11 protein-coding genes are annotated in these 10,301 nt (G+C 63.5%); all 11 read right to left on the minus strand.

Annotation, left to right across the window (positions count from 1 at the left end; genetic code table 11):
• Positions 1-27: 27 nt before the first annotated feature.
• Positions 28-1,836: a translation elongation factor 4 gene (lepA, locus tag VFL64_RS18740; RefSeq protein ID WP_489541899.1), complete on the minus strand. Its 1,809-nt coding sequence runs from the start codon at positions 1,834-1,836 to the stop codon at positions 28-30.
• A 518-nt stretch (positions 1,837-2,354) separates the two neighbouring features.
• Positions 2,355-3,707 carry a Do family serine endopeptidase gene (locus tag VFL64_RS18745; RefSeq protein WP_489541900.1) on the minus strand — a complete coding sequence of 451 codons (1,353 nt, stop codon included), beginning with the start codon at positions 3,705-3,707 and terminating at the stop codon, positions 2,355-2,357.
• Positions 3,708-3,857: 150 nt separating this feature from the next.
• Positions 3,858-4,883 carry a MucB/RseB C-terminal domain-containing protein gene (locus VFL64_RS18750; protein WP_489541901.1) on the minus strand — a complete coding sequence of 342 codons (1,026 nt, stop codon included), beginning with the start codon at positions 4,881-4,883 and terminating at the stop codon, positions 3,858-3,860.
• Positions 4,884-4,898: 15 nt separating this feature from the next.
• On the minus strand, positions 4,899-5,510 hold the full coding sequence (locus tag VFL64_RS18755; RefSeq protein WP_489541902.1) for a sigma-E factor negative regulatory protein: 612 nt from the start codon (positions 5,508-5,510) through the stop codon (positions 4,899-4,901).
• A gap of 72 nt (positions 5,511-5,582) precedes the next feature.
• Complete coding sequence (gene rpoE / locus VFL64_RS18760) at positions 5,583-6,191, minus strand: RNA polymerase sigma factor RpoE (protein ID WP_489541903.1); 609 nt, start codon at positions 6,189-6,191, stop codon at positions 5,583-5,585.
• An 8-nt stretch (positions 6,192-6,199) separates the two neighbouring features.
• The gene (locus VFL64_RS18765; RefSeq protein WP_489541904.1) at positions 6,200-6,673 is read right to left on the minus strand and encodes a hypothetical protein; all 474 of its coding nucleotides are present in this window, start codon (positions 6,671-6,673) and stop codon (positions 6,200-6,202) included.
• A gap of 24 nt (positions 6,674-6,697) precedes the next feature.
• On the minus strand, positions 6,698-7,942 hold the full coding sequence (fabF, locus tag VFL64_RS18770; protein WP_489541905.1) for a beta-ketoacyl-ACP synthase II: 1,245 nt from the start codon (positions 7,940-7,942) through the stop codon (positions 6,698-6,700).
• Positions 7,943-7,958: 16 nt separating this feature from the next.
• On the minus strand, positions 7,959-8,198 hold the full coding sequence (gene acpP / locus VFL64_RS18775; protein ID WP_201805636.1) for an acyl carrier protein: 240 nt from the start codon (positions 8,196-8,198) through the stop codon (positions 7,959-7,961).
• 120 nt (positions 8,199-8,318) lie between these two features.
• Positions 8,319-9,068, minus strand: a complete 750-nt coding sequence (gene fabG / locus VFL64_RS18780; RefSeq protein ID WP_489541906.1) for a 3-oxoacyl-ACP reductase FabG — start codon at positions 9,066-9,068, stop codon at positions 8,319-8,321.
• A complete protein-coding gene (gene fabD / locus VFL64_RS18785) occupies positions 9,065-10,006 on the minus strand; it encodes an ACP S-malonyltransferase (RefSeq protein WP_489541907.1) in 942 nt (313 codons plus the stop codon). The genes fabG and fabD overlap by 4 nt, the downstream gene beginning before the upstream one ends.
• A 51-nt stretch (positions 10,007-10,057) precedes the next feature.
• A partial coding sequence (locus VFL64_RS18790) for a 3-oxoacyl-[acyl-carrier-protein] synthase III C-terminal domain-containing protein (protein ID WP_489541908.1) occupies positions 10,058-10,301 on the minus strand: 244 nt, incomplete at its 5' end.

Raw genomic sequence — 10,301 nt, forward strand, 5'->3', positions numbered from 1 at the left:
CATACAGCAAACCGGTCAGAGAACCCATCAATCGTCCACTTGGAGGATGGCCAGGAACGCCTCCTGAGGCACCTCGACGGAGCCGATTTGCTTCATGCGTTTCTTGCCAGCCTTTTGTTTTTCGAGCAGCTTGCGCTTGCGTGTGATGTCACCGCCATAGCACTTGGCGATCACGTTCTTGCGAAGGGCCTTGATTGTCTCACGCGCAATGATGTTGGCCCCGATCGCACCCTGCACCGCCACGTCGTACTGCTGGCGCGAAATCAGCTCGCGCATCTTGGCCACCACGGCGCGCGCACGGTACTGGCTTTGAGCCCGGTGAACGATGATCGACAGCGCGTCGACCCGGTCGCCGTTGAGCAGGATGTCGACCTTCACCACGTCGGAGGCGCGGTTCTCCTTGAACTCGTAGTCCATGGAGGCATAGCCGCGCGACACGCTCTTGAGCTTGTCGAAGAAGTCCAGCACGATCTCCGCCAGCGGCATGTCGTAGGTGAGCATGACCTGGCGGCCGTGGTAGGCCATGTTGATCTGGGTGCCGCGCTTCTGGTTGGCCAGCGTCATCACCGGGCCCACATAGTCCTGCGGCATGTAGAGGTGCACCGTGACGATGGGCTCGCGGATCTCCTTGATGCGGCCCAGGTCGGGCATCTTGGAGGGGTTTTCGACTTTCAGCACCTCGCCGCTGTTGAGTTCGACCTCGTAGACGACCGACGGGGCGGTGGTGATCAGGTCTTGGTCGAACTCACGCTCCAAGCGCTCCTGCACGATCTCCATGTGCAGCAGCCCCAGAAAGCCGCAGCGAAAGCCGAAACCCAGCGCCTGCGACACCTCGGGCTCATAGCGCAACGACGAGTCGTTGAGCTTGAGCTTCTCGAGCGCGTCGCGCAGTTGGTCGTATTCGCTGGCCTCGGTCGGGTAGAGACCGGCAAACACCTGTGGCTGGATCTCCTTGAAGCCGGGCAAGGCCTCATCGGCCGGGCCCAGGTTGTTCGGCAGCTTCTTCTCCAGCGTCAAGGTGTCGCCCACCTTGGCGGCCTGCAGTTCCTTGATGCCTGCGATGACGAAACCCACTTCGCCGGCCTTGAGGACTTCGCGCGACAGCGACTTGGGTGTGAAGACCCCCAGCTGTTCGGCCGCGTAGGCAGCACCGCTGGCCATCATTTTGAAACGCTCACCCTTCTTGAGCTCGCCATCGACCACCCGCACCAGCATCACGACGCCGACATAGTTGTCGAACCATGAGTCGATGATCATGGCGCGAAGGGGCGCGTCCGCCTTGCCCTTGGGCGGCGGCATGCGGGCGATCACGGCCTCCAGAATGTCGTCGATGCCTTCGCCGGTCTTGGCGCTGCAGGGGATGGCGTGCTCGGCGTCGATACCGATCACGTCTTCGATCTCTTCCTTGGCACGCGCCGGGTCTGCCTGGGGCAGGTCCATTTTGTTGAGCACTGGCACCACTTCCACCCCGAGGTCGAGGGCGGTGTAGCAGTTGGCCACGGTCTGGGCTTCGACGCCTTGGCTGGCATCGACCACCAGAAGCGCCCCTTCGCAGGCCGACAAGGAGCGGCTCACTTCATAAGAGAAGTCGACGTGCCCCGGGGTGTCGATCAGGTTGAGCTGGTAGACCTGGCCATTGCGTGCGGTGTAGTTCAGCGCCGCGGTCTGGGCCTTGATGGTGATGCCTCGTTCGCGCTCGATGTCCATCGAGTCGAGCACCTGCGCCTCCATCTCCCGATCGCTCAGGCCGCCGCAGCGCTGGATCAGACGGTCAGCCAGCGTCGACTTGCCGTGGTCAATGTGGGCAATGATGGAGAAATTGCGGATGTGATCCATGCGAACTGCAGTGTGCTCGTCGAGAGGCTCTTCGCTGAAGAGGCAACGGCTCAACCGTTGCAGTGAAAGCTCTCAATCGCGAGACGGAAAGGAGCGCGGTGCGCCGCGCGGAGACTGAAAAGAGGCTAAAAAAAAGGCACGTCGAACTTTTGACGCGCCTTCCAACAAAACGTATGGCAACTGCTTGTTGGGCTTTCATTGTAGCCAAAAGGCCTCTGCTGAAAACCGCGCCATTGCTTGATTTCGCGCCGTTGCGAGTCGCCAACATCAAAATCTATCAACAATTTATCCACAATTGGTTGTGGGTAGCTTGGGGATAGTTGAAGGGGCTGGGACTCGTTGCCAGCGGTGAAGATAAAGAGCCGCGTCTGGCTGTCATTGTATGTGACCGAAGAGAGAATCTGCGTTCATTTATGTGTGCGCACACTCACTTAACTGTGGGCGGATGCGGCAGGTATTTTTTTCTGTTGAGAAGGCCCCAAACCGCGCTCGGCTTTCCTTGAACCCTGCCCGGCGATTCACTTCACGACCGGAATCCGCAGGAACTGCGCCCACTCGCCACGCAGCACCGTCACCGGTAGCGCGCGCGCCTTGTCGAGCTTGGCGACCAAGGCATCGAACTGCTTGACGTCGGCGATATCCGTCGTGCCCACGGCCAGAATCACGTCACCGACGCGCAGTCCCACCGCTTCGGCCCCGGCTGCAACGGCCGTCACACGCACACCCGACACGCCACGCGCCGCCTGCCGCTCGGCATCGGTGAGATTGGCCACCGTGAGGCCCCAGACCTTGGCGGCAGACGAGGTGCGGGTGTCACCGCTTTCCGATCGCTCATTGGATGCGCTTTGAGGATTGAGCTCTCCGAGGCTGGGCTTGAACTCCATCAGCTTGCCGCGGCGGCTGATCTGCAGAGTCACCGTCGAACCCGGCTTCAAGGCACCGAGCGTGCGGCGCAGATCCACGGCACCATCGACGGCCTTGCCATTGACGGACAGCACCACGTCACCCGGCTGGATACCTACCTTGTCCGCAGGCGCACCCGGCACGACCTGTCGCACGAATGCGCCCTTGGCCTTGCCCTTGTTCAGCCCGTACTCCTCAGCCAACTCGCGCGGCACGTCGGTGGGCTGGATGCCCAGGTAGCCACGCACCACGCGGCCGGACGCCTTGAGCTGGTCGGCGATGCGCATGGCTTCGTCGATGGGGATCGCAAATGAGATGCCGACGAAGCTGCCGACGGGGCTCAGGATCTGCGAGTTGATGCCCACCACCTCGCCGCGGATGTTGATCAGCGGCCCGCCCGAGTTGCCTGGGTTCACGGCCACGTCGGTCTGGATGAATGGGATGTCGAGGCCGGTTTCGCGCTGCTTGGCGCTGACGATACCGGCCGTCACGGTGTTCTCAAGACCGAACGGCGAACCGATGGCCACTACCCACTCGCCGACGCGCAAGCGATTCACATCGCCGATGCGCAAAAGCGGCAGGCCCGAGCCTTCGATCTTGACCAGCGCCACATCGGTGCGCTCGTCGGCGCCGATGATCTTGGCCTTGAACTCGCGCTTATCGGTGAGCGTGACGTAGACCTCGGTCGCTCCCTCGACCACGTGCGCATTGGTCATCACATAGCCATCGGCACTGAGGATGAAACCCGAGCCTTCGCCACGCGGCACTTCGTCGCTGCCCTGCAAGGTGGGCGAGCGACGCCTGAACGGCGAGCGCAGACCTTCAGGCGCCTTCTCCGTGGTCCGGATGTTGACCACCGCCGGCCCCACACGCTCGACCAGGTCCGCGAAGTCCGGCAGTTCGCGCGTCTGCGCGTGGCTGGCCAGCGGCGTGAACGCGCCGGCCACACCGACGACAGCCGCCGTCACCAGGACAGCTGCGAAGCGCTGGAAAGCGCGGCGACTCAGATCAGCCGACCCGTTGGAAACGCTCAAACGCATACGACCCCCTCGAATGTGAAACCCTTGGATCACCCCTCACACAGCGCTGCAGCGCGCAGCGCCGACCGCGTGCAAATGCTATTTCTTGCGCTCCACCCCGGCAGCGAATTGGTGCAAGGTCGCAGGCGGCACATCGCCCATCGCCGTGACCCACCAATCACCCACGCGACGCATGGTGGTCTGGGTGGCACCAATCACCGTGGCTACCGGCCGCGCATGGCGCTCCGGGTTGTAGGGCTCGATGAAGATGGAGACATAGGTCAAACCGTCGGAGTAGACCGTTTGCAGGAGCTGCTGCTCCGAGCCACCTGTGGGTGACTGGGCCGGGCTGTCGAACTTGCGCTTCACGCAGCTGACCATCTGGAAGCCGGGTACGGAGGCCTTGATGACCCAGCCCTCGGCGTCCAGACGCGCCGGCACGAGCACCGGCTTCAGCACCCGGAAACCGTCGAGGCGCTTGACGGGTTGAACCACGGTGTCCGGCTGAGACCGAACACCAATCGACACCTCGGAGAAGGCAGACGACTCGAGCACTTCGCCGCGCTCACCCAGAACTTCCGCTCGCAGCAGCAAGCCGGTGGTCTTCTCGGCCCACAGCCGATAGCCGAAGCGCAACTTGTCGCGCGGCTTGAGCATCAGCACATTGGCTTCATGCCCGGCCACGCGCTCCACAGACACGGGTTTGAGCTCGTAGAACTCCTGCACACGCTCGCTCCCGGCCTGCAGCAGCCCAGGAAATGAACTCATCTGGTCGCGCTGCTCGACCACCGCCACGCGCCGCTGAGGCCAAACGGTATGCACCACATCGTTGTGCCGGAACACATTGCGCACCTGCCCATCCAGCGAGTCGATGCGCTCGAACTGGTCACCACCTTCGCAGTAGTGGGCAATGCGCGTGCTCGCGACCAGGCCACCGGCGCTGACCACCACGGTCCCCGCAAAGTTGCGCCGATTGGCCGCCTCCTGGATGCGCGCCAGCCAGGCGCGAGTCTCGCGAGCCTCGACCAATGGGTCGGAACTCGTCAGTGCGTTCTGGCCGTAGACCAGAGGCACGGAAGCAACTGCGGCACAGGCGACTACAAAGGCGGGCAGGCGAGACAGCATGGGAACGTCAGCAACTCAGCGCGCGGAGCCGTCGGCCGCCGCGTTGCGCAGGAAGCCCGACGGCCCTCCCGGCACCGAGCTGCCGCCAAACTTCTTGTGGGCCGCGAGGTACTCGTCCAGTCGCACGTCGCGGATCAGTTGGCCGTTCAACACCACCACAGGCGTCTCGGCTGCCAGCCCAGGAGAAGAGCCGGCGGAGACCGCCACCATCCCGGACCCCACCTCACGCGAAGCCGCCAAAACTGAGTCGGGCTGCGAATCACCACCGCCGCCCGACATCTGGGTGACGACCAAAACGCCCGCCACGGCCATGAAGCCTGCCGCCACTGCCGCGGGTGCCGCCCATGCAAGCCGACGCTTGGCTGCATGGCGCACCGTCACGCTGCTGGCCACGGATGCCGGGGCGAGAACCACAGGCTCCTGAGCCAGACGCTGCCGGAAAGCGGCGAGGAAGGCCGCATCGCGCACGCCCTCGGAGGCAAGGTCATCCGATCGCAGAACATCGCCAATCAGGTGATAGGCATGCCAGTTGGCCCGCGTCTCATCGTCCTCACGCCACTGGCTGCAGGCTCGCCCGACGGCCGAAGCCTCGAGTTCACCATCCATCAGCGCAGACAAATCGTCCATCGCTGGCCGCTTGCTTTCAGAACCTTGAGACATCACAACCTCCAGCACTCAAACACTTCACCCCGTTCGCGTTCACCACCGCTCCCCTTCGCGTGTGTCCAGCAAAGGGCGCAAACGCAGCGCGATGGCTTCACGCGCGCGAAAGATCCGGGACCGCACGGTGCCGATCGGGCAATTCATGACCTCAGCGATCTCTTCATAGCTGAGGCCTTCGATCTCTCGCAGCGTAATGGCCTGGCGCAGGTCTTCAGACAGCGCTTCGATGGACGCATTCACGGCGGAAGCAATTTCTTTGCTCGCCAGCATGGCTTCGGGGGTTTCGCCGTGGCTTAGTTCGGTTTCAACACGGGAAGTTTCATCGTCCTCCGCCCGGCCCAAACGTGCGGATTCCGTCACAACTGGGTCCCGCTTCAGGTCGACCAAGGCCTTTTTGGCTGTGTTCACGGCAATGCGGTACAGCCATGTGTAGAAAGCACGGTCTCCGCGGAACTGCGGGATGGCACGGTAAGCACGGATGAAGGTTTCCTGTGCGATGTCGGGCACCAGGTCGACGTCACGGACCATCCGACCGATCAGGCGTTCGATGCGGCGCTGGTACTTCACCACCAGCATCTCGAACGCCTTCACGTCTCCGAGCTTGACGCGCTCGATCAGGGGAGCATCGGCGTCGGTGGCGGTCATTCAGCGGTTCAGAACGGTGCCACGGTGGGCAGGGAAACAGGGCGCGCGCAATATACCGTAGTGCGCAGCGCGGGCCAGGAAGCCTCGTGACCGAGACGCTGCACGGGAAGCCAGGTCCCGCGATGCCATCGCGAGCCTTCTTCGGGCACAAAGCGCAACAACATCCAAGCTCCGAGATCCAGTGCCACCATCAAGCGGCCTGCGCCAGGTTCGTGCCCGGCGGTAGCCATCGGGCCCAGATGCCAGCGCTGCGTGTCCCAGCGCAGACTCGCAGGCCGCAGGTGTAAAGCGTGGAACAGGGTCGCCACGGAAGACAGCACCAGCACAGCCAGCGCAATGCAGACGGCCGCAAGGTGAACCTCGATGGCGCGTTGCGCCCAGGCAGCGAGCACCATGGCCGCCGCACACACCAACAGCACCAACGCGGCCTGCCACACGCCGAACCGTCGCACGATCATCTGGAAAGGAGGAGAGGCGTGCATGATGTCCGCCGCCCGGCGGCATGATCAGACGCGCTTGAACACCAGCGTGCCGTTGGTGCCACCGAACCCGAAGTTGTTCTTCACCGCGTAGTCGATCTTCATGTCACGCGCCGTGTTGGCGCAGTAATCCAGGTCACACTCAGGGTCCTGGTTGAAGATGTTGATGGTGGGTGGCGAGATCTGCTTGTTCACGGCCAGCGTGGTGAACACCGATTCGATGCCACCGGCTCCGCCGAGCAAGTGCCCAGTCATCGACTTCGTGGAGTTCACCACCAGCTTCTTGGCGTGGTCGCCAAAGGCCAGCTTGATGGCGTTGGTTTCGTTCACATCGCCAAGCGGTGTGGACGTGCCGTGGGCATTGAGGTACTGCACCTGGTCGCCATTGATGCCGGCATTGCGCAGCGCCGCCTTGATGGAGCGCTTGGGGCCGTCGACGTTGGGCGCCGTCATGTGGAAGGCATCGGCACCCATGCCGAAGCCGGCCAGTTCGGCGTAGATCTTCGCGCCGCGCTTCTTGGCGTACTCGTACTCCTCGAGCACCAGAACGCCTGCGCCCTCGCCCAAAACGAAGCCGTCGCGGTCCTTGTCCCAAGGGCGGGAGGCGGTCTTCGGGTCGTCGTTGCGGGTCGACAGCGCGCGAGGTGCCGTGAAGCCGCCAATGCCCAGCGGTGAGATGGTCGACTCGGCACCACCGGCGATCATCACGTCGGCATCGCCGTACTCGATGATGCGTGCTGCCTGCCCAATCGAATGCAAGCCCGTCGTGCAGGCCGTGACGATGGCCAGATTGGGGCCAGTGAAGCCGAAGCGAATCGAGACGTGCCCGGAGATCATGTTGATGATCGAGGCCGGCACGAAGAACGGAGAAATACGCCGTGGCCCACGGGCCGTGTAGTCGCCATGCGTCTCTTCGATCATCGGCAGACCGCCAATGCCCGAACCCACCAGACAGCCGATGCGCTCGGCCTGCTCTTCACTGAGCTGGTCGCCCGTCGGCAGGCCGGCATCGCGCACAGCCTGCACCGAGGCCGCCACACCGTAATGGATGAAAGTGTCCATGTGGCGCACTTCCTTGCCGGGGATGTAGTCCTCGACCTGGAAGCCCTTCACCTCACCCGCGAACTGGCAACTGAAGGCCGACGCGTCGAACCGAGTGATGGTGTCGATGCCGGAACGGCCGGCGACCAAGTTGGCCCAGCCTTCTTCCACCGTGTTGCCCACGGGGCTGATCAGCCCCAGACCGGTGATGACGACGCGGCGACGAGTCATTGACGACACTCCGAACTCAGGCCTTCTGGTGCTTCAGCGCGTAATCGATCGCCAACTGGACGGTGGTGATCTTCTCGGCCTCTTCGTCGGGAATCTCGATACCGAATTCGTCTTCAAGCGCCATGACCAGTTCCACCGTGTCAAGCGAGTCGGCGCCCAGGTCGGCCACGAAGGCCTTCTCATTGGACACATCGGCCTCAGGCACGCCAAGTTGTTCGGCAATGATTTTCTTCACACGTGCTTCGATATCGCTCATGACTCCTCCAGGAGGGTTTACGTAAACAGCCCGAGATTCTACGGCCTGTAGGGTGTCTGCTCTAAGACACTCCCAGCGCGTGCCGGTCGGGCCAGGGAACCGGGTAAAACGATCCAAAAACTAGTTCATGAACATGCCGCCATTGACGTGCAGTTCAGTGCCGGTGATGTAGGCCGCCCGCGGCGAGGCGAGGAAGGCCACCGCGTGGGCGATGTCGGCGGCATGGCCCAGGCGACCGAGCGGGATCTGCGCCATGAGGGCGCTGGTCTGCTGCTCGGACAACGCCTTGGTCATGTCGGTTTCGATGAAGCCCGGCGCCACGCAGTTCACGGTGACACCGCGGCTACCGAGTTCACGGGCCAGAGCGCGGGTCATGCCCGCCACGCCGGCCTTGGCGGCCGCGTAGTTGGCTTGGCCTGCGTTTCCACTGGCGCCGACAACCGAGGTGATGTTGATGATGCGGCCATAGCGCTGCTTCATCATCGGCCGGGTGGCCGCGCGGCTGGTGCGGAAGACGGCCTTGAGGTTGGTGTCGATCACAGCGTCCCAGTCTTCGTCTTTCATGCGCATGGACAGCATGTCGCGCGTGATGCCGGCGTTGTTGACCAGCACGTGCAGGCCACCATGCTCTTTGACGATCGCTTCGATCGCTCCGTCAACACCCGGCCCATCGTTGACATTCAGGCACAGCCCACGACTGCCCGGGTAGGCACCCAAAGCCTCGGTGATGGCCTGCGCACCCGCTTCGGTTGTGGCGGTGCCGATGACCTTCATGCCTTGCTTGGCCAGCTCTACTGCGATCGCCCGGCCGATACCGCGTGACGCACCGGTGACCAGCGCGACCTGCCCGGATGTCTGGACTTCGCTCATGACAGCACACCTTTCGCTTCAGTCAGCGTGGACGGGTCGAACATTGCCAAGCCGGTGGCCTCGGGGTCGATGCGCTTGACCATGCCGGCCAGCACCTTGCCTGGCCCGCACTCGACGATGTGGGAAATGCCTCGTGCGCGGATCGCCTGGATCGTCTCGACCCAGCGCACAGCGCCGAAGGACTGGCGGTAAAGCGCATCGCGGATGGCTTGCGGGTCGGTTTGCACTGCCACGTCGATGTTGTTGATGAGAGGGATCTGCGGCGCGGCCAGGGCGGTATCGGCCAAACGGACCTTCAGCTGTTCGGCAGCCGGCTTCATCAAGCTCGAATGGAACGGCGCCGATACCGCCAACAGCAGCGCACGCTTGGCGCCCTTGGCCTTGAGCACCTCACAGGCGCGATCCACTGCGGCCTTGGTGCCCGCGATCACAGTCTGCTTGGGGTCGTTGAAATTCGCCGCTTCGACGGGCTCACCAGCCTGCGCCGCTGCCTCGGCACAGCCTTCGATCACCACGCCCGCATCGAGACCCAGGATCGCGGCCATCGCACCTTGCCCCACCGGCACGGCCTGCTGCATGGCCTGTGCGCGGAAGCGCACCAACGGCAAAGCCTGCGCCAGCGTCAGCGAACCAGCCGCCACCAGCGCGGTGTACTCGCCCAGCGAGTGGCCAGCGACCACGGCGGGCTGCAGACCGGTCTCGGCCAGCCAGGCTCGCAGGCAAGCCACACCGGCGGTCAGCATGTAGGGCTGGGTGTTGGTGGTGAGGTCCAGCGTCTCCTTGGGACCTTGCTGGACGACGCCAGCCACGTCTTCACCCAGAACTTCCGACGCCTCGGCGAGGGTGGACCGGACAGCGGGGTGATCGCCCCAGGCATTGAACATGCCCACGGACTGTGAGCCCTGTCCCGGGAATACGAATGCAAACGGTGTTGTCATGGCAACGCTTTCTTGTCTTCGCGGCAGATACGACGGACGAGCAACGCCGGATCAGAGGTCCAGCAGGACGGCGCCCCAGGTGAAACCACCACCCACGCCTTCGAGCATGACGGTGTCGCCGCGCTTGACGGAGCCGGCGCGCACGGCCGAATCGAGTGCCAGCGGAATGGAAGCGGCGGAGGTGTTGCCGTGCTCGTCGACGGTGACGACCACCTTTTCCAGCGGCAGCTTCAGCTTCTTGGCCGTGCCGTGCATGATGCGGATGTTGGCTTGGTGCGGGATCAGCCAGTCAATG

It is taken from the genome of Rhizobacter sp. (assembly GCF_035702065.1).
Classification (GTDB): Bacteria; Pseudomonadota; Gammaproteobacteria; order Burkholderiales; family Burkholderiaceae_C; genus Rhizobacter.

Coding starts and splice junctions, on each gene's coding strand:
- VFL64_RS18765 (WP_489541904.1), bottom strand. CDS start 6,673: ATGCACGCCTCTCCTCCTTTCCAGATGATCGTGCGACGGTTCGGCGTG.
- VFL64_RS18750 (WP_489541901.1), bottom strand. CDS start 4,883: ATGCTGTCTCGCCTGCCCGCCTTTGTAGTCGCCTGTGCCGCAGTTGCT.
- lepA (WP_489541899.1), bottom strand. CDS start 1,836: ATGGATCACATCCGCAATTTCTCCATCATTGCCCACATTGACCACGGC.
- acpP (WP_201805636.1), bottom strand. CDS start 8,198: ATGAGCGATATCGAAGCACGTGTGAAGAAAATCATTGCCGAACAACTT.
- fabF (WP_489541905.1), bottom strand. CDS start 7,942: ATGACTCGTCGCCGCGTCGTCATCACCGGTCTGGGGCTGATCAGCCCC.
- rpoE (WP_489541903.1), bottom strand. CDS start 6,191: ATGACCGCCACCGACGCCGATGCTCCCCTGATCGAGCGCGTCAAGCTC.
- fabD (WP_489541907.1), bottom strand. CDS start 10,006: ATGACAACACCGTTTGCATTCGTATTCCCGGGACAGGGCTCACAGTCC.
- VFL64_RS18755 (WP_489541902.1), bottom strand. CDS start 5,510: ATGGACGATTTGTCTGCGCTGATGGATGGTGAACTCGAGGCTTCGGCC.
- fabG (WP_489541906.1), bottom strand. CDS start 9,068: ATGAGCGAAGTCCAGACATCCGGGCAGGTCGCGCTGGTCACCGGTGCG.